Source organism: Sphingomonas turrisvirgatae (assembly GCF_001721295.1).
In the GTDB taxonomy this organism is placed as follows: Bacteria; Pseudomonadota; Alphaproteobacteria; order Sphingomonadales; family Sphingomonadaceae; genus Sphingomonas; species Sphingomonas turrisvirgatae.
The window spans coordinates 218,287-239,923 of record NZ_MDDS01000024.1 but is presented as its reverse complement, the minus strand read 5'-3'; the positions used below and the strand labels follow the sequence as shown (position 1 = coordinate 239,923).

Genomic DNA, 21,637 nt, shown 5'->3' with positions numbered 1-21,637 from the left:
GCCTCATTGCCGGCCTTTGCGCCGCCGCCCTGCTCGCCAGCCCCGCCCTGGTGGCGCCGGGCGGCGCCCGGCGCCACCAGGGCGGGGCTGGCGAGCAGGGCGGCGGCGCAAAGGCCGGCAATGAGGCGGCGCATCTTACTTGGCTCCCGCTGGCGTGGTGGAGGGCGTGGCGGCGGCAGGCTGCGCCGCGCCGGGATCGATCACGTAGATCGAACGGTTGGTCGGGCGCAGATATTCCTGCGCGGTCTTGCGGATCAGGTCGGGCGTCACCTTTGCGAAACCATCCTCGATGGCGTTGACCTTCCTGGGATCGTTGTCGAACAGCGCATGGACGGCAAGCAGGTCGATCAGGCCGATGCGCCCCGACCCGTCGATCGTCGAATAGAGCGACGAGCGCATCTTGGTGCGTGCGCGGGCGAGCTCCTCGGCGGAGACCGGCCTAGTGCGCAGATCCTCGATCACGCTGTCCACCGCGGCCTTGATCTCGTCACGGCTGCGATTGGCGTCGTGCGTGAAGTTGAAGCTCCACAGCATCGGGCCGGAATAGTTGAACATGTTGCCCAGCGGGAAATTGATCCCGCCGGTGAGGTCGCCGGTGATGCCGCTCTCGGCCACCAGCTTGCGATAGAGGCGGCTGTCCTGGCCGCGCACCAGCATCTGGTCGATGAGGCCCATGGCATACCATTCGGGCGTGCCGCGCGGCGGAACATGATAACCGGCGGCCCAGCCGGGCTTAGGCGCGAGCCGGTCGACGCGGCTGCGGAACTTCTCGGCCGTCTGGCGCGGCTCGCTGATGTCGGGCAGCTTGACGGGTGGCGCCTTGGGCATCCAGCCGAGATATTTGTCGACCATCGCGCGCGTGGCGGCATAGTCGAGGTCGCCCGCGACGACGAGCACGGCGTTGGACGGCTTGTAGAAGCTGTCGAAGAACTGCTTGGCATCGGCGACCGTCGCCGATTCGATCTCCTTGAGATCGCCGTAGAAATTGTGGCTGTTGTACCAGTTGGTGTTGGCCAGCATCGGCAGGTCGATCCACGGCCAGGTCGAATAGGGCTGGTTGAGGACGTTGACCTTTACCTCGTTGCCGACGACGCCCTGCTGGTTCTTGAGCACTTCCTCGTCGATGACGGGGGCGGACATGCGGTCCGCCTCGAGCCACAGCATGCGTTCGAGCGCGTTCGAGGGCACGACCTCGAAATAATTGGTGTAGTCGTAGCGGGTCGAGCCGTTGAGGATGCCGCCGGCATTGCTGATCGTGTTGATGTGCACGCCCTTGGGCGCGTTCTTCGACCCCTGGAACAGCAGATGTTCGAACAGGTGCGCAAAGCCGGTGCGCTCGCGCGGTTCGATGCGGAAGCCGATGCCGTAATAGACGCCGACCGTCACCGTCGGGGTCAGGCTGTCCTTTGCCAGCACCACGCGCAGGCCGTTCGGCAGCGTGTAACATTGCATGTCGACCGACAGCTTTTGCGCGCTGCCCTGCGCGGACGCCGGCACCGCACCGAACGGCACTGCCGCTCCGGCCAAAGCAAGCGCTGCCATCCACCGCTTCATCTTCATGGAGATCCCCTCATCATCGCGACGTGTGTTAGGATACCGTCACACCTTGTGAAGTGGAAGCAATTTCATGGCTTTGACTTTGTGCGGCCGGCGACCTATATGGCGTTCACACCACAGCTTCGGGAAATGATGCGCCGTCGCGCAGCGCATCGGTCGAATGGGAGCTATGGTCCTGTAAAGACGCTGAAAGCTGCCGAAGCCCGACCAGGGAATCGCGCGGCCTTTTCGCGTCTTTTCGCACGTCCGGGCCCCGGAAAGGGGCATCGATATTACCTGCTCCGTCAGGGGCAAACCACGCTGCGAGGCAAATAGATCCATGGCGACCAAGGCGATTTCGGGCAGCAGCTCGAACGGCACCGCGAAGCGGCGCATCCGCAAGGTATTCGGCGACATCCACGAAGTGGTGCAGATGCCGAACCTGATCGAGGTTCAGCGCGAATCCTACGAGCAGTTCCTGCGGTCCGACCCGTCGATCGGCTATGTCTCGGGCCTGGAAAAGACGCTGCGCAGCGTGTTCCCGATCCGCGACTTCGCCGGCACCGCCGAGCTCGACTTCGTGACCTATGAGCTCGAGCCGCCCAAGTTCGACGTGGAAGAATGCCGCCAGCGCGGCATCACCTATGCCGCGCCGATGCGCGTCACGCTGCGCCTGATCGTGTTCGAGGTCGATCCCGATACGGAAGCGCGTTCGGTGCTCGATATCAAGGAGCAGGACGTTTACATGGGCGACATGCCGCTCATGACCGAGAACGGCACCTTCTTCATCAACGGGACCGAGCGTGTCATCGTCAGCCAGATGCACCGGTCGCCGGGCGTGCTGTTCGACCATGACCGGGGCAAGACGCATGCGAGCGGCAAGTACCTCTTCGCCGCGCGGGTGATCCCGTATCGCGGTTCGTGGCTGGACTTCGAGTTCGACGCCAAGGACATCGTCAACGTGCGTATCGACCGCAAGCGCAAGCTGCCGGTCACGTCGCTGCTGTACGCGCTGGGCCTGAACAGCGAAGAGATCCTCAACCACTTCTACAACACCGTCACCTTCGTGCGCGGTCAGGGTGGCTGGCAGATCCCGTTCGCCGCCGAGAACTGGCGCGGCGCGAAGCCGGCGTTCGACATCGTGGACGCCAAGTCCGGCGAAGTGATCTTCCCGGCGGGCCAGAAGATCAGCCCGCGCGCCGCCAACAAGGCGGGCAAGGACGGGCTCGAGACGCTGCTCATTCCGACCGAGGAAATCTTCGGTCGCTACAGCGCCTATGACCTGATCAACGAGTCGACCGGCGAGATCTATATCGAGGCGGGCGACGAGGTGTCGGCCGAGAATCTCGAAAAGCTGGACAAGGCGGGCATCGACCGCATCGAGCTGCTCGACATCGACCATGTCTCGACCGGTCCGTGGATCCGCAACACGCTGAAGGCCGACAAGGCCGAAGAGCGTGAGCAGGCGCTGAGCGACATCTATCGCGTGATGCGCCCCGGCGAGCCGCCGACGCTGGAGACGGCGGAGTCGCTGTTCGCAGGCCTGTTCTTCGATCCGGAGCGCTACGACCTGTCGGCCGTCGGCCGCGTGAAGCTCAATATGCGCCTCGACCTCGATGCCGAGGACACGGTGACGACGCTGCGCACCGAGGACATTCTGGCCGTCGTCAAGACGCTGGTGGACCTGAAGGACGGCAAGGGCGAAGTCGACGACATCGACAACCTTGGCAACCGTCGCGTGCGTTCGGTGGGCGAGCTGCTGGAGAACCAGTATCGCGTCGGGCTGCTGCGCATGGAGCGTGCGGTCAAGGAGCGCATGAGCAGCGTCGACGTGTCGACGGTCATGCCGAACGACCTGATCAACGCGAAGCCTGCGGTCGCCGCGGTGCGCGAGTTCTTCGGTTCCTCGCAGCTGTCGCAGTTCATGGACCAGACGAACCCGCTGTCGGAAGTGACGCACAAGCGCCGCGTGTCGGCGCTCGGGCCGGGCGGTCTGACGCGTGAGCGCGCGGGCTTCGAAGTCCGCGACGTTCACCCGACCCACTACGGCCGCATCTGCCCGATCGAGACGCCGGAAGGCCCGAACATCGGCCTGATCAACAGCCTCGCTTCGTTCAGCCGCGTCAACAAGTACGGCTTCATCGAGACGCCGTATCGCAAGGTGATCGACGGGCGCGTGACCAACGAGGTCGTGTACCTGTCGGCGATGGAAGAAGCCAAGCACACCATCGCCCAGGCTTCGGCCGAGGTCGATGGCGAGCAGCGCTTTAGCGAGGACCTGGTTTCGGCGCGTCAGGCGGGCGAGTTCCTGATGGCGCTGCCCGACCAGATCACGCTGATGGACGTCAGCCCCAAGCAGCTGGTGTCGGTCGCGGCCTCGCTCATTCCGTTCCTGGAAAATGACGACGCCAACCGCGCGCTGATGGGGTCGAACATGCAGCGTCAGGCCGTACCGCTGGTGCGCGCCGAGGCGCCGTTCGTCGGCACCGGCATGGAAGAGACCGTCGCGCGCGATTCGGGCGCGGCGATCGCGGCCAAGCGCGCCGGCATCGTCGATCAGGTCGATGCCAGCCGCATCGTGATCCGCGCGACCGGCGATGTGTCGGCCGAGGAATCGGGCGTCGACATCTATACGCTGATGAAGTTCGAGCGTTCGAACCAGTCGACCTGCATCAACCAGCGTCCGCTGGTGAAGGTGGGCGACATGATCAGCGCGGGCGACATCATCGCGGATGGTCCCTCGACCGAGTTCGGTGAACTGGCGCTGGGCCGCAACGTCCTCGTCGCGTTCATGCCGTGGAATGGCTACAACTATGAGGACTCGATCCTCATCAACGAGCGGATCGTGAAGGACGACGTATTCACGTCGATCCATATCGACGAGTTCGAGGTGATGGCCCGCGACACGAAGCTGGGGCCGGAGGACATCACGCGCGACATCCCCAACGTCGGCGAGGAAGCGCTGCGCAACCTCGACGAGGCGGGCATCGTCTATGTCGGCGCCGAGGTCGAGCCGGGCGACATTCTGGTGGGCAAGATCACGCCGAAGGGCGAAAGCCCGATGACGCCGGAAGAGAAGCTGCTCCGCGCGATCTTCGGTGAAAAGGCGAGCGACGTGCGCGACACCTCGCTGCGTCTGCCGCCGGGCGTCAGCGGTACGATCGTCGACGTGCGCGTCTTCAATCGTCACGGCATCGACAAGGACGAGCGCGCGATGGCGATCGAGCGCGAGGAGATCGAGCGCCTGAAGAAGGACTCGGACGACGAGCGCAACATCCTCAACCGCGCGACCTGGTCGCGGCTGCGCGAGATGTTGCTGGGCCAGACGGCCACGGCGACGCCGAAGGGCCTGAAGAAGGGCTCCGTCATCGACGCCGACCTGCTGGACAGCGTGGATCGTCACGAATGGTGGAAGTTCGCCGTTCAGGACGACGCGATGCAGTCGAACCTGGAAGCGGTGAAGGGCCAGTATGACGAGGCCGTGAAGCGCATCAAGGACAAGTTCGAGGACCGCCGCGAGAAGCTGGAGCGGGGCGACGAGCTGCCGCCGGGCGTGCTGAAGATGGTCAAGGTCTTCGTTGCGGTGAAGCGCAAGCTGCAGCCGGGCGACAAGATGGCCGGCCGTCACGGCAACAAGGGCATCATCAGCCGCATCCTGCCGCAGGAAGACATGCCGTTCCTGGAGGACGGGACGCCGGTCGACTTCGTGCTCAACCCGCTGGGCGTGCCGTCGCGCATGAACGTCGGGCAGATCTTCGAGACGCATCTTGGCTGGGCTGCACGCGGCCTGGGCAAGAAGATCGGCGATGCGCTCGACGCATGGCGCGAGGCGAACCCGAACCCGCAGGCGGGCGAAGCGCCCGAAGCCGTCAAGGAACTGCTGCTGGAAGTCTATGGCGACAACTATGCCGAGCAGATCAAGGGTCGCGATACCGACTCGCTGGTCGAACTGGCGCAGAATGTCCGTGGCGGCGTTCCGATGGGCACCCCGGTGTTCGACGGCGCGGTCGAGGCTGACGTGTCGGCGATGCTGAAGCTGGCGGGTCTGGACGAGAGCGGGCAGGTCGACCTGTTCGACGGGCGCACCGGCGACCGGTTCGATCGCAAGGTGACCGTCGGGTACAAGTATGTGCTCAAGCTGCACCATCTGGTCGACGACAAGATCCACGCACGTTCGATCGGGCCGTACTCCCTCGTCACCCAGCAGCCGCTGGGCGGCAAGGCGCAGTTCGGCGGCCAGCGCTTCGGCGAGATGGAGGTCTGGGCGCTGCAGGCATACGGTGCTGCCTACACCTTGCAGGAAATGCTGACGGTGAAGTCCGACGACGTGGTCGGCCGCACCAAGGTCTATGAGGCGATCGTCAAGGGTGACGACACGTTCGAGGCCGGCATTCCCGAGAGCTTCAACGTGCTCGTCAAGGAAATGCGCTCGCTCGGCCTCAACGTCGAACTCAAGACCAACGAGGATCTGGGTTTCGACGAAGACGGCGTGGCGATCGCGGCGGAGTAAGGGATGGTGGGCGCTATCGTCGGTAGCGCCCGCCCCTCCCCGCCCAGAGATTTACCCTCCTGAGGGAAAACGACATGAATGAACTGACCAATTTCGCGAACCCGGTGGCCAAGCCGGAGACCTTCGACCAGATCCAGATCGGCATCGCGTCCCCGGACCGCATCCGCTCGTGGTCGTTCGGCGAGATCAAGAAGCCTGAGACGATCAACTATCGCACGTTCAAGCCCGAGCGTGACGGCCTGTTCTGCGCGCGCATCTTCGGTCCGATCAAGGATTACGAGTGCCTGTGCGGCAAGTACAAGCGCATGAAGTACAAGGGCATCGTCTGCGAAAAGTGCGGCGTCGAGGTTACCGTCTCGAAGGTCCGCCGTGAGCGCATGGGCCATATCGAACTGGCAGCCCCGGTTGCGCACATCTGGTTCCTGAAGTCGCTGCCCTCTCGCATCGGCCTGCTGCTCGACATGCAGCTGAAGCAGCTCGAGCGCGTGCTGTACTTCGAGAGCTACATCGTCACCGAGCCGGGCCTGACGCCGCTGGAGAAGTTCCAGCTGCTGACCGAGGACGAGCTGCTCGACGCGCAGGACGAATATGGCGAGGACGCCTTCTCCGCCGGGATCGGCGCGGAAGCGGTCAAGATCATGCTCATGGACCTCGACCTCGAGGGCGAGAAGCGTGACCTGCTGGAAGAGCTGGCGACGACCAAGTCGGAGCTGAAGCCCAAGAAGATCATCAAGCGCCTGAAGGTCGTCGAGAGCTTCTTGGAATCGGGCAACCGTCCCGAGTGGATGATCCTGGACGTCGTGCCGGTCATCCCGCCCGAATTGCGCCCGCTGGTGCCGCTGGACGGTGGCCGCTTCGCAACGTCGGATCTCAACGATCTGTATCGTCGCGTCATCAACCGCAACAACCGCCTGAAGCGCCTGATGGAGCTGCGTGCGCCGGACATCATCGTGCGCAACGAAAAGCGCATGCTGCAGGAAGCGGTCGATGCGCTGTTCGACAACGGCCGCCGCGGTCGCACGATCACCGGCGCCAACAAGCGTCCGCTCAAGTCGCTGTCCGACATGCTCAAGGGCAAGCAGGGCCGCTTCCGTCAGAACCTGCTCGGCAAGCGCGTCGACTATTCGGGCCGTTCGGTCATTGTGACCGGTCCGGAACTCAAGCTGCATCAGTGCGGCCTGCCCAAGAAGATGGCGCTCGAGCTGTTCAAGCCGTTCATCTACGCGCGCCTTGACGCCAAGGGTCTGTCGATGACCCTGAAGCAGGCGAAGAAGTGGGTCGAGAAGGAGCGCAAGGAAGTCTGGGACATCCTGGACGAAGTGATCCGCGAGCACCCGGTGCTGCTGAACCGCGCACCGACGCTTCACCGCCTGGGCATTCAGGCGTTCGAGCCGGTGCTGATCGAGGGCAAGGCGATCCAGCTTCACCCGCTGGTCTGCTCGGCGTTCAACGCCGACTTCGACGGCGACCAGATGGCCGTTCACGTCCCGCTGAGCCTTGAGGCGCAGCTGGAAGCGCGCGTCCTGATGATGTCGACCAACAACATCCTGTCGCCCGCCAACGGCAAGCCGATCATCGTGCCGTCGCAGGACATGGTCCTCGGCCTCTACTATCTCTCGATGGAGAAGTCGGGCGAGCCGGGCGAGGGCATGGTGCTGGGCGACATGGCCGAAGTGCACCAGGCGCTGCACGCCGGCGCGGTGACGCTGCATTCGAAGATCACCAGCCGCGTTCCGCAGACGGACGAGGACGGCAACACCTATATGAAGCGCTTCGAGACGACGCCGGGCCGTATGCTGCTCGCCGAAACGCTCCCGAAGAGCCACAAGGTGCCGTTCGAGACCGTCAACCGCCTGCTGACCAAGAAGGACGTGGGCGACGTGATCGACGAGGTCTATCGCCACACTGGTCAGAAGGAGACCGTGCTGTTCGCCGATGCGATCATGGCGCTGGGCTTCCGCCACGCATTCAAGGCCGGCATCTCGTTCGGCAAGGACGACATGATCATCCCGGCGTCGAAGGACGCGACCGTCGAAGAGACCCGCACGCTCGTGAAGGATTACGAGCAGCAGTATCAGGATGGCCTGATCACGCAGCAGGAGAAGTACAACAAGGTGATCGACGCCTGGAGCCGGTGCGGCGACCAGGTGGCGGCGGCCATGATGGACGAGATCAGGTCGGTGAAGGTCGACCCGGAAACGGGCCGTGAACTGCCCGTCAACGCGATCTACATGATGGCCCACTCCGGTGCGCGTGGTTCGGCAGCTCAGATCAAGCAGCTGGCCGGCATGCGCGGCCTGATGGCGAAGCCGTCGGGCGAGATCATCGAGACGCCGATCATCTCGAACTTCAAGGAAGGCCTGACCGTCCTTGAATACTTCAACTCGACCCACGGCGCCCGCAAGGGCCTGGCCGACACGGCGCTCAAGACGGCGAACTCGGGTTACCTGACCCGTCGTCTGGTCGACGTGTCGCAGGACTGTGTCGTGATGGAGATCGATTGCGGTACCGAGCGCGCGCTGGAGATGAAGGCGATCGTTCAGGGCGGCAGCGTCATCGCGTCGCTTGGCGAGCGTATCCTCGGCCGCACGACGGCAGAGGACGTGGTCGATCCCAAGACCGGCGAAGTGGCGATCGAAGTCGGCACGCTGCTGGACGAGCCGATGGTCGCGCAGATCGAGGCGCTGGGCATCCAGGGCATGAAGATCCGCAGCCCGCTGGTGTGCGAGGCGAAGATCGGCGTGTGCACGAAGTGCTATGGCCGTGACCTTGCCCGCGGCACGCCGGTAAACATCGGCGAAGCGGTGGGCGTCATCGCGGCACAGTCGATCGGCGAGCCGGGCACGCAGCTGACCATGCGTACCTTCCACATCGGTGGTGCGGCGCAGCTGAACGAGCAGTCGAACCTCGAAGCGCCGGTCGATGGCACGATCGAGCATCGCGACCTGCGCCTGATCGTCGATCAGCGTGGCCGTCGCGTGGTTCTGTCGCGCTCGGGCGAGATCGCGATCGTCGACATGGACGGCCGCGAGCTGGCGGTGCATCGCATCCCGTACGGCGCGTACGTGCTGTTCGACGATGGCCATGTCGTGGCCAAGGGCGATCGCATGGCCGAGTGGGATCCGTTCACCATGCCGGTGATCACGGAAACCGGCGGCACGGTGAAGTACCAGGACGTCATCGAATCCAAGACGATGACCGAACAGGTCGACGAGGCGACCGGTATCGCGCAGCGCGTGATCATCGAGAACCGCGGCGCGAACGCCAAGAAGGAGGATCTGCGTCCGCGGATCACCTTGCTGGACGATGCGTCGGGTGAAACGGCGCGCTACATGCTATCGCCGGGCGCGGTGCTGTCGGTCGATGACGGCGCGGAAGTGAAGGCGGGCGACGTCGTCGCTCGTGTCGCCCGTGAATCCGCCAAGACCCGCGACATCACCGGCGGTCTGCCGCGCGTCGCAGAGCTGTTCGAAGCGCGCAAGCCCAAGGAAAACGCGATCATCGCGAAGGTCTCGGGCCGCGTGGTGTTCGGCAAGGACTACAAGGCGAAGCGCAAGATCGGCATCCAGCCCGAGGATGGCGGCGAGGTCGTCGAGTATCTGGTGCCCAAGTCGAAGGTGATCGACGTTCAGGAAGGCGACTACGTCAAGCGTGGCGACAACCTGATCGGCGGCTCGCCCGATCCGCACGACATTCTCGAAGTGCTCGGCATCGAGCCGCTGGCGGAATATCTCGTCGCGGAAATCCAGGAAGTCTATCGACTCCAGGGCGTGAAGATCAACGACAAGCACATCGAGGTGATCGTTCGCCAGATGCTGCAGAAGGTCGAGATCACCGACGGCGGCGACACCACCTTGCTCGCGGGCGAACAGCTCGACCGCGACGAGATGGACGAAGCCAATGCCAAGCTCGAACCCGGCCAGCAGCCGGCACAGGGCAAGCCGATCCTGCTGGGGATCACCAAGGCGTCGCTGCAGACCCGCAGCTTCATCTCGGCCGCCTCGTTCCAGGAGACCACGCGCGTGCTGACGCAGGCCGCGGTCGAAGGGAAGCAGGACACGCTGATCGGCCTGAAGGAGAACGTCATCGTCGGCCGTCTCATCCCGGCAGGCACGGGCGCGGGCATGAACCGGATGCGGGTTGCGGCCACCAGCCGCGACGCTGCGCTCCGCGTCCAGCAGCGCCGCCTGCAGGAAGCGCTCATCGCCCCCAATTCGGCGGCGGAAGAGCGTGAGGCGGAACTGGCGCAGGACCCCGTCGCCGCGATGGCCACGCATGATGCGCTGGAATCGGTCGAAGTGTCGGGCGATGGCAGCGACGAGGCCGCGGGCGATTACCTGATCAAGGGCGACGACGAGTAAGTCGTCCCCCCGATCGGGGCCGGCAGGCGCCGACAACGAAGCGGCCGTCCACGCGAGTGGGCGGCCGTTTTCGTTTGGAGCGATGCGTGGCGCCGGCCGTGCCTGTGTGACCGACCGGTCCTCCGGCGGATCGCTGGACGTTGCCCGTTACGGGCCGCGCGCCTTGATGCGGCGGGTCGACGCGGTTCAGATGCCTCCGGCCACTACGTCGCGTCCGGTCGCCTCAAGCTTGCTCGTCAGATCGGCGATGCAGGCGTCCACGACCGCCTGATCGGTCGCGCGGACGACGAAGTTCGCGCCGGTCCGGCCTTCGCGGAAAAAGGGATAGCTGCCGATCGCGACGCCCGAATGCGCCTTCTCCACCGCGCCAAGCAGGTCCGCGATCTCGCTTTCGGCGACCCAGCAGCCGATCGTGCCGCTGACCACCGGGCGTCCGCCCTCCAGCGTGCCGGTCAGCGCGTCGAGCATCCCGGCGGTGATGTTCGGCACGCCGGCGAGGATGAAGACGTTGCCGACGCGGATGCCGGGCGCGCCCGACATGCGGTTGGGGATGAGGTCGGCGCCGTCGGGCACGCGGGCCATGCGCAGCCGCGCGTCGGTCAGGCCGCCGCGCGTCTCGTAATAGCTGGCGAGCGCGGCGCGCGCCTTAGGGTGGATCACGACATCGACGCCCAGCGCGGCCGCGATCGCGTCGACGGTGATGTCGTCATGCGTCGGTCCGATGCCGCCGGTGGTGAAGCAATAGTCGTAGCCGGTGCGGATCGCGTTCACCGCCTCGACGATCCTGTCCTGCACGTCCGGAACCACGCGAACCTCGGACAGGCGGATGCCCTGGACGTTCAGCCACAGCGCGATCTGCGCCACATTCTTGTCCTGGGTGCGGCCCGAGAGGATCTCGTCGCCGATCACCACCAGCCCTGCGGTCCAGATGCGTTCGCTCATGGGAGGAGGATAGGGTGCGCACTCGCAAAATGCCACTGGCTCGACTATATTCCGGCCCATGACCGAATATGTGACCGTGACCGCCGACACGAACTTCGCTCGTGACGGGTCGATCAAGCTTTATGGCCCCGACGGCTTTGCCGGAATGCGCGCGGCCGGCCGGCTGGCGGCGGAGATCCTCGACGCGCTGGCGCCGCATGTGGTCCCCGGCGTCACCACCGCCGAGCTGGACGATTTCGTGCGTGAGCGGACGCTGGCGGCCGGGGCCGTGCCTGCGACGATGGGCTATCGCGGCTATACGCACAGCTGCTGCATCAGCATCAACCATGTCGTGTGCCACGGCATTCCGGGCCCCAAGACGCTGAAGGACGGCGACATCGTCAATATCGACGTGACGCCGCTGCTCGACGGCTGGCATGGCGACACCAGCCGCATGTACCTGGTCGGCAACGTGCCGCTCAAGGCGAAGCGGCTGGTCGACGTGACCTATGAATGCCTGATGCTGGGCATCGAACAGGCAAGGCCGGGCAACCGCATGGGCGATGTCGCGCATGCGATCCAGCGTCATGCCGAGGCGCATCGCTATGGCGTGGTGCGCGACTTCTGCGGCCATGGCCTAGGCCGCGTGTTCCACGATGCGCCGGAAGTGGTCCATGTCGGACGGCCGGGGACGGGACCTGAGCTGAAGCCCGGCATGTTCTTCACGATCGAGCCGATGATCAACATTGGGCGTCCCGACGTGAAGCTGCTCGACGACGGGTGGACGGCGGTGACGCGCGACCGATCGCTCTCGGCACAGTTTGAGCATTCGATCGGGATCACCGAGGATGGGTGCGAGATCTTCACCCAATCGCCGGCCGGGCTGCACCGCCCGCCTTATCTCTGAAGGCTCCCAGGAAATGAGCGACTCCAAGTTCGAGCGGCACCGCCAGCCGTGGAAGGCCGACGAGGTGCAGAAGCTGCACACGCTGGCCAAGAAGGGCATGGCGCTGAAGGCGATCGCCAAGGCGCTGACGCGTAGCGAGGAGTCGGTGAAAGAGCGCGCCAAGGCTGACGGGCTGTCGATCGCGAAGCTTCGGTAGATCATCGTCATTCCGGTGAAGGCCGGGGTCGCGTGTGCTTGCGGGTGCGCGCCTTTGCCTGAGATCCCGGCTTTCGCCGGGATGACGGCAGGGGGCGATTGCCTCCCCGTCACTCCGGCCCTGTGCGGGGGTCCGCGTTGCAGCTTGGGCCGACCTCACGCCTCCAGCGGGATGGCGTGCCGCGCGGTGGACCCCGGCACGAGGCCGGGGTGACGGTGGATTGGTGGAAAGGCTGGCGCTGCCGTCGCACACGTTCCGGCAGGTTCCCGGGACATACCCCTGACGCAAAAAGGGCGACCCGTTGCCGGGCCGCCCTTTCTTTTCGTCTGCCGTGAAGCAGAAGCTGGACCCTGCTTTCGCAGGGGTGAGTCCATTGCGCTACGCGCTCAGGCTCACTTGACCTCGACGGTCGCGCCGGCTTCTTCGAGCTGCTTCTTGATCTTCTCGGCTTCGTCCTTCGACACGCCTTCCTTGACGGCCTTCGGCGCGCCCTCGACGAGGGCCTTCGCTTCGGTCAGGCCGAGGTTGGTGATGGCGCGGACTTCCTTGATGACGTTGATCTTCTTGCCACCGTCGCCGGTGAGGATCACGTCGAACTCGGTCTGCTCTTCAGCAGCCGGTGCAGCGGCGCCAGCGCCGCCAGCAGCGGCAACGGCGACAGGTGCGGCGGCCGAGACGCCCCACTTCTCTTCGAGGAGCTTCGAGAGCTCAGCGGCTTCAAGGACGGTCAGCTCCGAAAGCTGGTCGACGAGTGCGTTCAGGTCAGCCATGTTATATTCCCTTCAATCAGATTGGTTCGAATTAAGCGAAAGCTGCCCTCAGGCCGCTTCCTTCTCCGCATAAGCGTTGAACACGCGAGCGAGCTGGCTTGCGGGAGCCGCGGTGATGACCGCGATCCGCTGTGCCGGGGCCTGCAGCAGACCCACGAGCTTGCCGCGCAGTTCGTCGAGCGACGGCAGCGAGGCGAGCGCCTTGACGCCCTCCGCGTCGAGCAGCTGGCTGCCCATCGCGCCGCCAACGATCTCGAGCTTGTCGTTGGTCTTCGCGAAATCGATCGCCACCTTTGCCGCAGCAACGGGATCGATCGAGGTCGCAAGCGCCGTCGGACCCGTCAGCAGGTCCGCCAGCACGGTGTAATCCGTGCCGTCGAGCGCGATCTTGGCAAGGCGGTTCTTCGCGACCTTGTAGCTGGCACCAGCGTCGCGCATCTTGTTGCGGAGGTCCGTCGATTGCTTGACGGTCATCCCGAGGTTGCGGGTGACAACCACCACGCCGACCTCGCCAAAGGTGCGGTTCAGCTCGGCAACGGCTTCGGTCTTCTGAGTACGATCCATGCCGGTCTCCTCATTAGTCCCCAGTCCGAAGACTGGAGCCGGTTACGCCGGAGGATGGGCGGATGCCCAACCCCCTCGTCCGAGGGGCATGATCGTCAGGGCGCGGATAAGCTCCGGCTGGCTGACCTGGCCTGCCCGCAAGGGCTGGACCAGCGAATATCGTGTCCCCGTCTTGGCTGGAAATTAAGACCGGCAGATTCCGGTCACCAACTGTCTCGGACGGTTTCGCATGGCGGACGAGTCCGTCGTGCGAGGGCGCGCAATTAGCGGATTGCGCGCCCAAGTCAAGTCGCGGCGGCTTACTCGACCGGCTGCGGGGTTGGTTCGGCGTCGGGGCGGGGCAGGCGCGAGGTCATGCCGACCGCATCGGCATCGTCCTGAACCTGCTGCGCTTCCGACAGGTTCTGCGCCACCGGCGTCGGGGTCGGCGTGGGGGTGGGAGTCGGCGTGGGTTCGGCCTCGACCGCGACATTCTCGGTCGGGGTCTCGTCGATCACCACCGTGCTATCGGTCTCGTTCGACGTGGGCGGCGGCGCGTCCGGCTCGCTCGAGCAGGCGGCGAGCGCGGCGGCGGCGAGCAGGGCGGCAATCGGGGGAAGGCGACGGGTCATAAGGTCTCCTGTGAGCATCAGCTGTAGTGGGAGGCGATCGCCCTCACCCTTCCCACCGCCTGCGGCGGCGGACCCCTTCCCTCTCCGATGGGAGAGGGAGGGAGGCGCGAAGCGCCGGAAGGGTGAGGGCGACGCGATGGTGCTACCGTGCGGCCAGCGCCTGCGCGGCGGAGCGGGTTTCGATCTTGGACGCCAGCGTCTTGTCCCAGCCATAGGGGTCGCCGCGGAAGTTCATCGTGCCGTTCTGACTGGCATAGGCCGTCCAGTAGAGCAGATAGACCGCGACTTCCTTGGGCAGCTTGGCGCGGACGGTCTTGCCGGCGGCGAGTGCGCCGTCGATCGCCTCGGGCGTCCACTCGGCGCTGCCGTCGAGCAGCAGGCGGGCAAGGTCGCCGGGCTTTTCAAGGCGGATGCAGCCATGGCTGGCAAGCCGGTCATAGGCGTTGAAGATGCCCTTGCCCGGCGTGTCGTGGAGATAGACGGCGAAGGGGTTGTCGAAGTCGAACTTGTACTTGCCGAGCGCCGATTGCGCGGGCTGCTGCTGAAGGCGGCGATTGGCGCCGGTGCCGATCACCTTGAACCCGTTGCGCGCGAGATAGGCCGCGCCCTTGGGGAACAGCTCGCGCGCCGCGATGCCGGCCGGCACGTTCCATGGCGGATTGAGCACGACCGAGTGGATCGACGAGGCGAGCATCGGCGTCTCGCCGCCGCCGGGCTTGCCCGTCGCGCCGCGCATCGACATGACCGGGCGGTCGCCCTCGAACACCGCGACTTGCGCCGCGGCGATGTTCACCTGGATGCGATCGACCGGCATCTCCTTGGGCATCCAGCGCCAGCGCTCCATGTTCGCCATGATCTGGCGCACGCGGCTGGCAACGGGCACGTTCAATGCGGCGAGCGTCTGGGTCGACACCGTGCCGGTCGGCGGCAGGCCGTAGCGGCGCTGGGCGCGGACCACCGCGTCCTTGAGCGCGGCGTCGAAGCTGTTGCCGGTCGCGGCGACGTCGCCATCCTCGGCCGCAAGGCGTGCGCGCAGCGCGGCGACACGCGCGCCGCTGCTGCCGACGGAAAGGTCGGGACCGGCGGGAATCGCGCTCCAGCCGCCCGCCGCCTCGATCCGGCGATAGCGGGCCAGGCCCTTGCGCAGATTGTCGTAGCCTTCGTACTGCGGGGTCAGGCCGGCGAACCATTGCGGGATGCGGTTGTCGGCCACGGCCCTGGCAAAGGCGGGCAGGGGGTCCCAGGCGGCGGGACGCAGCGCCCAGTCTTCCTGGAAATCGGCGGTGGCGAGCCGCCCGATGTGAATGGCGCGGGCATAATCGAGCGCGGCGCGGACCAGGCCCTGATCGTCCTGCGGCAGCACCTGCGCCTCGGCCGCCGAATAGCGCAGCCCCTGCGCGATGCGACCCTCGACGATCAAGCGGCGAACCTGCTCGGCCTGTTCGCGCGAAAGCGTCGGCAGCGGCGTCTGGACCGGCGTGACCTGAACCGGGGTGGGGGTCTGTCCGGCCTGCGGCGCGGGGATTGCGCCGGTCGCCGGCGGTGGCGCCGTTACCTGTCCGCCGGCCTGCTGCGCGAGCGCGGCGGTCGAAACGCTGGTTGCAAGCAGAGCCGCCAATACACGCGACCCGGTTCGTCCAAACATCGATTGCTTCATCCCAATAGCGGTTTCGGGCCCCCAGCCTGACCGATGATAAGGGTCGCGGGCCGTAATGTCACCCGCCTGCGCGACCGAATCGGACTTCAGCGCGACAATCGCACCAGCGCCTGATCGAGCGCCTGAAGGAAATTGGAGCGATCGGTCTTGCCGAACGGGGCCGGTCCGCCGAGCTGATCGCCGCCGGCACGCAGGTCGGCCATGATCGCGCGCGTGGCGATCTGTGCGCCGATCGAGTTCGAGGTAAAAGCCTTGCCGGTCGGGGCAAGCACGGTCGCGCCGGCCCTGAGGCAGCGGTCGGCGAGCAGGATGTCGGCGGTGACGACCACCGTCCTTGCCCCAGCGCGCTCCGCAATCCAGTCATCGGCAGCGTCGAAACCGTCGCTCACCACTTCGCGCTGGATCAGCGGGTGGTCAGGGATGCGGATGAAGCTGTTGGCGACGATGGTCACCGGTATCTCGCGGCGCCAGGCGACCTTGTAGATCTCGTCCTTCACCGGACAGGCGTCGGCATCGACGAGGATTTGAACACTCATTGGTCATCACCGCGGCCTTGTGCCGGGGCCCACGGTGCGGCTTGAGATAGGCCAAGCCGATGGCGCGCTGAACGAGCCGAAAGGCAAACACGCAACGGCGCCGTGGATCCCGGCACGAGGCCGGGATGACGAAGGACTATACGAGCGGCTTGCCTCACTTCTTCGGCGGTTTGCCGCGATGATGCGGCTTGGCCGGGCGGGCGGCGTGGACCTTGCGGTCATGGTTGCGCGGCGGGCCGCGGCGTGCGCGGTCGTTCGGGCCATGGTCGCCGCGCGTGCCGGGCGGAGGCGGGCCGTCGGCGAGGGCGATGCGGACATCCTCGTCATCCGGTCCGGCCGATTTGGCGACTTCCTTGGCGAAGCGGTCGGCGATGGCGCGCGGGACCTGGAAACGGGTTTCGCCCGCGCCGATCCGGATCGCGCCGATCTCCTGCTTGGTGACATGGCCGCGGCGGCAGATCAGCGGCAGGATCCAGCGCGGGTCGGCATTCTGGCGACGGCCGATATTGATCGCGAACCACACGGTATCGTCGAAGCCGGGGCGATGCACCGGGCCGCGCTGTTCGGCCGGTCCGCGATCGATCAGTTCTTCCGGCGCGGGCATCGACGCGCGATGCGCCTGGACCAGCGCGGCGGCGATTTCCAGCGGCGACTTCTGCTCGAGCAGGGCTTCTGCGATCTCGCGATCGTCATCCTCGATCTCGATCGGGGCGATCAGCTTTTCCATCAGCCGCTCGCGGTCCTTGGCACGAATGTCCTCAGCGCTCGGCACCGGCAGCCATTCGGCCGCGATCTTCGCCTGCTTGAGCGTCATCTCGACGCGGCGGCGGCGGGGATAGGGGACGATGAGCACGGCGGTGCCCTTCTTGCCCGCGCGGCCGGTGCGACCCGAGCGGTGCTGAAGCGCCTCGGCGTCGCGCGGCAATTCGACATGCACGACCAGCGTGACGGTCGGCAGGTCGATGCCGCGGGCGGCGACGTCGGTTGCCACGCACACGCGGGCGCGGCGATCGCGCAAGGCCTGCAACGCGGCATTGCGCTCGTTCTGGCTATGCTCGCCGGACAGCGCGACGGCGGAAAAGCCGCGCTCGACCAGCCCCGCATGAAGATGGCGGACATTGTCGCGCGTGGCGCAGAACAGGATCGCCGTCTCCGCCTCGTGAAAGCGCAGCAGGTTGATGACGGCGTGCTCGATGTCCGCGGGCGCAACGGCGATCGCCTGATAGGCGATGTCGCCATGGCCGCGTTCCTCGCCAACGGTCGAGATGCGATGGGCGTCGCGCTGATAGCGTCTGGCGAGCGCGACGATCGGCTTGGGCATCGTCGCCGAGAAGAGGAGCGTGCGGCGCTCCTGCGGCGTCGCGTCGAGCAGCGCCTCCAGTTCCTCGCGAAAGCCCATGTCGAGCATCTCGTCGGCTTCGTCGAGCACGGCGACGCGCGCCTGGGACAGGTCGAGCGCGCCGCGCTCCACATGGTCGCGCAGACGGCCGGGGGTGCCGACGACGATGTGTGTGCCATGGCTCAATGTGCGCCGCTCGCGACTGGGGTCCATGCCGCCGACACAGGTCGCGACGCGCGCGCCGGCCGAGGCATAGAGCCAGGACAGTTCCTTGGCGACCTGAAGCGCCAGTTCGCGGGTCGGCGCGATGACCAGCGCAAGCGGCAGGCCGGGAGCGGGCAGGCGGCCATCGGCATCGAGCAGCTCGCCGGCCATGGCGAGGCCGAAGGCGACGGTCTTGCCCGACCCGGTCTGGGCGGAAACGAGCAGGTCGCGATCCTTGGCATCGTCCTGCACGACGGCGGCCTGCACGGCCGTGAGATCGGTATAGCCGCGCGCGGTCAGCGCCTCCGCGAGGCTGGAGGGAAGGTTGGGAAAGGTCATGGGCCTCAAATTCTGGGCGCGCGGGCAAATGACGCAGGCGCGCGGAAAGCGAGCCCCTTAGCGGAAAAGTGGCGCCTTGGCGAGAGCCTTGGCTGCGGCGCGCTGGAGACCGGTCAGGCTGCGCAGGTTGAACAGCTGCAGGCGGCGTCGTTCGCGGCGTTCGTCCATCCAATCGGCCTTGTACGCCTCGTCGCCATTGCCATAGGAGATGAGGTCGGGCCGGTCGTCGTCCAGCACGTGGCGGAACATCGCTTCGGACAGCCGCGTGCCGGGCGAATGTTCGCGTTCGCTTTCCAGATGCGCAAGCTTGTGGATCGTGGCGACACCGTTCTCGACGGTCCAGAGCTGCGCAGCGACCGCGCGGCCGTCACGCGTGGCAAGGCCGAGCCGCAGCGTGCCGGCGGCACCTTCTGCCCGAGCCAGTTCATGCAGGAACGCCATCGAGCCTTCGGCGGGTTTCCAGCTTTGTGCGTAGATTGCTTCGTAATCGGCCCAGGCCTGGGCGTCGAAGGCGGTGAACACCCGGCACGCGACCGCCGACTTCCTGGCGCGGCGGCGCACCGTGTTGCGCAGTCTGGACGAGCGGTTCGCCCAATAGGCGTCGAAATCCAGCCCTGCGGTATGCGCCACCCAGTGCGCGGCCTCGAACGAATCGCGCACCAGCCAGCCATTGGCGGCGAAGGCGCGGTGCAGCGCGGCGGCATCGGTCGGTTCGAGCGGCCAGAGATTGATCGTGGCGAAGCGATCGCGAAGCAGGCGGGCCGCCCGGTCGAGCAAGAGTGTCCGCGTGGCGGCATCGGTCCCCGGCGTGAAGAGCGGGGCGAAGGCGAGCGTATACCAGCTGGCGAGCGCGCGGCCGTGACGCTGGCCGTCGTCGCGGATCGGCAGCCACAAGGCGTCCTCGCCGCGCCGGACCGCGGCGATTGCGAGCGGCGCGTCGGGCCACAGCTGGCGGTGCGTCGGGTCGAGCCAGTCGAGCCGATCGTACAGGCCGGGCTGCACGTGCCGATCGAGGCTACCGCCGGCATCGCCCGCGACCTCGCCAAGCGAGGCGAGCAGCCGCGCCTCGATCGTCGGTTCGATCCGGGCGAAGTGCGCGGTCATCCCTCGCGCCTGAACTTGTTGATCGCGCGCCAGGCATAGGCTTTGAACAGGTTCTGACCCGGATGGCGCGATGGCAGGGCGGGCTTCATCCCCACCCGCCGCAGCATGGCGTTGAAGGCATGCGCGTCCATCTCGCGGTAGCTCCATTCGCTGCGCCAGGTGACCGACAGCGAGATCGAGGTGGCCGGGCCGTTCTGCACCCAGTGAGGCGACTTGACCGGCACATAGATGCCTTCGCCCGGATCGAGCGTCACTGGCGTGCCCTTTGGCATGAAGGCATCGCGGAAAGGCAGGTTGCGGTGGCTGCCGCGATGAAACGCCTCCTGCAGCTCGCCCGGCGTGAGTTCGGGGTCGGCAGCGGGGAACACCGTCATCGTCTTGCTGCCCCGCAGCTGCAGCAGGATATTGTGTTCGGGGTCCATGTGGAACGGCGTGACGGCGTTGGGCGAGGAGACGAAGATGAACGCGTCGCGCTTGTACATGCGGCCCGTCTGCGCGCGGACGGCGGGTTCGAGCTCGTCGAGGATCTCGTCCAGCAAGGCGCGGTAGGTCGGGTCCTGTTCGACGAACTTCAGCACCATCCACGACCCGTTCTGCTCGATCGAGCGGATCGAATCGGCGACCGACAGGCCGTTATGGCGAACGGCCGCGGGATCGACCTCGATCGGCAAGTCGGCAAGGTTCTGTTCGACATCGACCGGGCGGATGCGCTGCGACAGCTCGACCAGCGCTTCAAGCTCGAACAGCGGATGGCCGGCAATGCCATGCGTCACCTTGCCATGCCGCTCGGGATAGAGCGTGGCGAAATGGGCAAGGGCGCTGGGGTCGAAGACGGTGCCGGGGATGAGGCGCGTGTGAGCAGTCATGCGGAGGGCTCCGGGGCAGGGCGCTTGCGCGCGGCGGCGAGGCGTTCGAGTGTGCGGACAGCGTGGAAGATCGCCCGGCTTCGCACGCCCGCGAGCGGCAGGGTCACGCGCACGATGGCGCGGCGCTGCCCCCACAGGCTGTCGATCATCGGGTGGTCCTGCGCGGCGCAGCTGTCCATCCACGCGATCTCGTCGCGGTCGAGCATGTCGAAATTGGCGAGCTGGATCAGCACGCCGGGCGAATAGCGGGCATAGGCTTCGTCAAATGCGGTCTTGAAGGAATAGCTGCCGGGCGGGCTGAGGAAATTGACGAGGATCGCGATGGCGCGCCCGTCGAGGTCGAGGCGCAGCAGCTCGAGCTTGCCGGCGGCGCGAGCGCCGTGGAGCGCAGCGCGGAAAAAGGCGGCGGTCTGCGGCGTGCAGGCCAGGGCCGAGCCGGCCCGGCCCTTCCAGCCCGATGCTTCGAGCGCGAGGAAGGCGTCGATCCACGAGTCCAGGTCGTCGGCATCGTCGAGCCGGCGAATGGCGACAGCGCCCTGTTCGGCGAGGCGGGACTGGAGCCGGGCGATCTCCTTGCGCTTCTTCTTGCGCACGGTCGCCTCGTAATAGGCCTCCGGCGCGAGATCGCTTTGCAGCAGCGCGCGTTCGATGCGGTACACCGTGTCGCAGGGGCGCGCGGCCGCCTGGATCAGCGCGCGATGGACCGGGCCGTGCTCGACCAGCCCGGTCAGGTGCAGCAGGCCGGTGGCGTGTGGATCGGCGTCGAGTGCGGCTAGGATCGCGGCCCAGGCCGCATGCTCGTGCCCGGCACGCAGCAGCGGCCCGCCCAGAAAAGCGTGGTGGTGCAGCCAGTTCTCGTCATGCGGAAGGGGGAGGCGGCCATAACGGCTGGCGTTGGCCAGCGGGAGCAGGCCGATCAGCCGCCCGGCCTGACGAACCGCGAGCAGGCGCACGTCGCGGCTTGCCAGCGGAGCGCTCGCTTCGACGAACCAGCGCTGCGCGAAAACGTTCGGCTCGGCGGCATCCAGCGCGAGCGCATCCCATTGCGCCGCCAGATCGGCGGGCAGCGCGCCGGGCATGGCCCATTGCACGGCCGGCGTCGGCGTGGCGGCGACAGCCGCACCGGGATCGATTGCGGTGAACGCGTTCATGCTGTCTCGTGCCGTCTCCCAGGCGAGCGTTAGCGACGAAGCGTTAAATTTCGGCCACCAAAGTG

15 protein-coding genes are annotated in these 21,637 nt (G+C 66.4%); 4 read left to right on the top strand and 11 right to left on the bottom strand.

The window, feature by feature from the left end; genetic code table 11:
* Positions 1 to 135: 135 nt before the first annotated feature.
* Positions 136 to 1,560: a M16 family metallopeptidase gene (locus BFL28_RS10905; protein WP_206599104.1), complete on the bottom strand. Its 1,425-nt coding sequence runs from the start codon at positions 1,558 to 1,560 to the stop codon at positions 136 to 138.
* A gap of 316 nt (positions 1,561 to 1,876) precedes the next feature.
* On the opposite strand from BFL28_RS10905, the gene rpoB reads away from it, so the two are divergent.
* Entirely contained in the window at positions 1,877 to 6,046 is a 4,170-nt protein-coding gene (gene rpoB, locus BFL28_RS10900) for a DNA-directed RNA polymerase subunit beta (protein WP_069320570.1), read from the top strand.
* Positions 6,047 to 6,120: 74 nt separating this feature from the next.
* Positions 6,121 to 10,407, top strand: a complete 4,287-nt coding sequence (rpoC, locus tag BFL28_RS10895; RefSeq protein WP_069320569.1) for a DNA-directed RNA polymerase subunit beta' — start codon at positions 6,121 to 6,123, stop codon at positions 10,405 to 10,407.
* A 186-nt stretch (positions 10,408 to 10,593) separates the two neighbouring features.
* Here the strand turns inward: rpoC and BFL28_RS10890 are convergent, their stop codons facing one another.
* Positions 10,594 to 11,349 (bottom strand): competence/damage-inducible protein A, encoded by a 756-nt coding sequence (locus BFL28_RS10890; RefSeq protein ID WP_069320568.1) that lies wholly within the window; start codon positions 11,347 to 11,349, stop codon positions 10,594 to 10,596.
* Between the two features lie 58 nt (positions 11,350 to 11,407).
* Between BFL28_RS10890 and map the strand changes: the two genes are divergently transcribed.
* Entirely contained in the window at positions 11,408 to 12,235 is an 828-nt protein-coding gene (map, locus tag BFL28_RS10885; protein ID WP_069320567.1) for a type I methionyl aminopeptidase, read from the top strand.
* A gap of 13 nt (positions 12,236 to 12,248) precedes the next feature.
* Positions 12,249 to 12,431, top strand: a complete 183-nt coding sequence (locus BFL28_RS10880; RefSeq protein ID WP_069320566.1) for a hypothetical protein — start codon at positions 12,249 to 12,251, stop codon at positions 12,429 to 12,431.
* A 392-nt stretch (positions 12,432 to 12,823) separates the two neighbouring features.
* On the opposite strand, the gene rplL is transcribed toward BFL28_RS10880, so the two are convergent.
* The 9 genes from rplL to BFL28_RS10835 form a co-directional block, all read right to left on the bottom strand.
* On the bottom strand, positions 12,824 to 13,201 hold the full coding sequence (rplL, locus tag BFL28_RS10875; RefSeq protein WP_069320565.1) for a 50S ribosomal protein L7/L12: 378 nt from the start codon (positions 13,199 to 13,201) through the stop codon (positions 12,824 to 12,826).
* 48 nt (positions 13,202 to 13,249) lie between these two features.
* Complete coding sequence (gene rplJ, locus BFL28_RS10870; RefSeq protein ID WP_069320564.1) at positions 13,250 to 13,765, bottom strand: 50S ribosomal protein L10; 516 nt, start codon at positions 13,763 to 13,765, stop codon at positions 13,250 to 13,252.
* Between the two features lie 299 nt (positions 13,766 to 14,064).
* A complete protein-coding gene (locus BFL28_RS10865) occupies positions 14,065 to 14,376 on the bottom strand; it encodes a hypothetical protein (protein WP_069320563.1) in 312 nt (103 codons plus the stop codon).
* 142 nt (positions 14,377 to 14,518) lie between these two features.
* Entirely contained in the window at positions 14,519 to 15,994 is a 1,476-nt protein-coding gene (locus tag BFL28_RS10860; RefSeq protein WP_420911758.1) for a L,D-transpeptidase family protein, read from the bottom strand.
* 125 nt (positions 15,995 to 16,119) lie between these two features.
* Positions 16,120 to 16,569 carry a YaiI/YqxD family protein gene (locus BFL28_RS10855; RefSeq protein WP_069320561.1) on the bottom strand — a complete coding sequence of 150 codons (450 nt, stop codon included), beginning with the start codon at positions 16,567 to 16,569 and terminating at the stop codon, positions 16,120 to 16,122.
* A 154-nt stretch (positions 16,570 to 16,723) separates the two neighbouring features.
* Positions 16,724 to 18,451 carry a DEAD/DEAH box helicase gene (locus tag BFL28_RS10850; protein WP_069320560.1) on the bottom strand — a complete coding sequence of 576 codons (1,728 nt, stop codon included), beginning with the start codon at positions 18,449 to 18,451 and terminating at the stop codon, positions 16,724 to 16,726.
* A gap of 57 nt (positions 18,452 to 18,508) precedes the next feature.
* Positions 18,509 to 19,555: a GNAT family N-acetyltransferase gene (locus BFL28_RS10845; RefSeq protein ID WP_069320559.1), complete on the bottom strand. Its 1,047-nt coding sequence runs from the start codon at positions 19,553 to 19,555 to the stop codon at positions 18,509 to 18,511.
* Positions 19,552 to 20,421, bottom strand: coding sequence for a cupin-like domain-containing protein (locus BFL28_RS10840; RefSeq protein WP_069320558.1), 870 nt, complete (start codon positions 20,419 to 20,421; stop codon positions 19,552 to 19,554). The genes BFL28_RS10845 and BFL28_RS10840 overlap by 4 nt, the downstream gene beginning before the upstream one ends.
* Positions 20,418 to 21,572 carry a GNAT family N-acetyltransferase gene (locus BFL28_RS10835; RefSeq protein WP_069320557.1) on the bottom strand — a complete coding sequence of 385 codons (1,155 nt, stop codon included), beginning with the start codon at positions 21,570 to 21,572 and terminating at the stop codon, positions 20,418 to 20,420. Before BFL28_RS10835 ends, BFL28_RS10840 begins: the two co-directional genes overlap by 4 nt.
* Between the last annotated feature and the right edge of the window lie 65 nt (positions 21,573 to 21,637).

Excerpts from the sequence above, each read along its gene's own strand:
- BFL28_RS10905 (WP_206599104.1), bottom strand. The coding sequence starts at position 1,560 with ATGAAGATGAAGCGGTGGATGGCAGCGCTTGCTTTGGCCGGAGCGGCA.
- rpoB (WP_069320570.1), top strand. The coding sequence starts at position 1,877 with ATGGCGACCAAGGCGATTTCGGGCAGCAGCTCGAACGGCACCGCGAAG.
- rpoC (WP_069320569.1), top strand. The coding sequence starts at position 6,121 with ATGAATGAACTGACCAATTTCGCGAACCCGGTGGCCAAGCCGGAGACC.
- BFL28_RS10890 (WP_069320568.1), bottom strand. The coding sequence starts at position 11,349 with ATGAGCGAACGCATCTGGACCGCAGGGCTGGTGGTGATCGGCGACGAG.
- map (WP_069320567.1), top strand. The coding sequence starts at position 11,408 with ATGACCGAATATGTGACCGTGACCGCCGACACGAACTTCGCTCGTGAC.
- BFL28_RS10880 (WP_069320566.1), top strand. The coding sequence starts at position 12,249 with ATGAGCGACTCCAAGTTCGAGCGGCACCGCCAGCCGTGGAAGGCCGAC.
- rplL (WP_069320565.1), bottom strand. The coding sequence starts at position 13,201 with ATGGCTGACCTGAACGCACTCGTCGACCAGCTTTCGGAGCTGACCGTC.
- rplJ (WP_069320564.1), bottom strand. The coding sequence starts at position 13,765 with ATGGATCGTACTCAGAAGACCGAAGCCGTTGCCGAGCTGAACCGCACC.
- BFL28_RS10865 (WP_069320563.1), bottom strand. The coding sequence starts at position 14,376 with ATGACCCGTCGCCTTCCCCCGATTGCCGCCCTGCTCGCCGCCGCCGCG.
- BFL28_RS10855 (WP_069320561.1), bottom strand. The coding sequence starts at position 16,569 with ATGAGTGTTCAAATCCTCGTCGATGCCGACGCCTGTCCGGTGAAGGAC.
- BFL28_RS10850 (WP_069320560.1), bottom strand. The coding sequence starts at position 18,451 with ATGACCTTTCCCAACCTTCCCTCCAGCCTCGCGGAGGCGCTGACCGCG.
- BFL28_RS10845 (WP_069320559.1), bottom strand. The coding sequence starts at position 19,555 with ATGACCGCGCACTTCGCCCGGATCGAACCGACGATCGAGGCGCGGCTG.
- BFL28_RS10840 (WP_069320558.1), bottom strand. The coding sequence starts at position 20,421 with ATGACTGCTCACACGCGCCTCATCCCCGGCACCGTCTTCGACCCCAGC.
- BFL28_RS10835 (WP_069320557.1), bottom strand. The coding sequence starts at position 21,572 with ATGAACGCGTTCACCGCAATCGATCCCGGTGCGGCTGTCGCCGCCACG.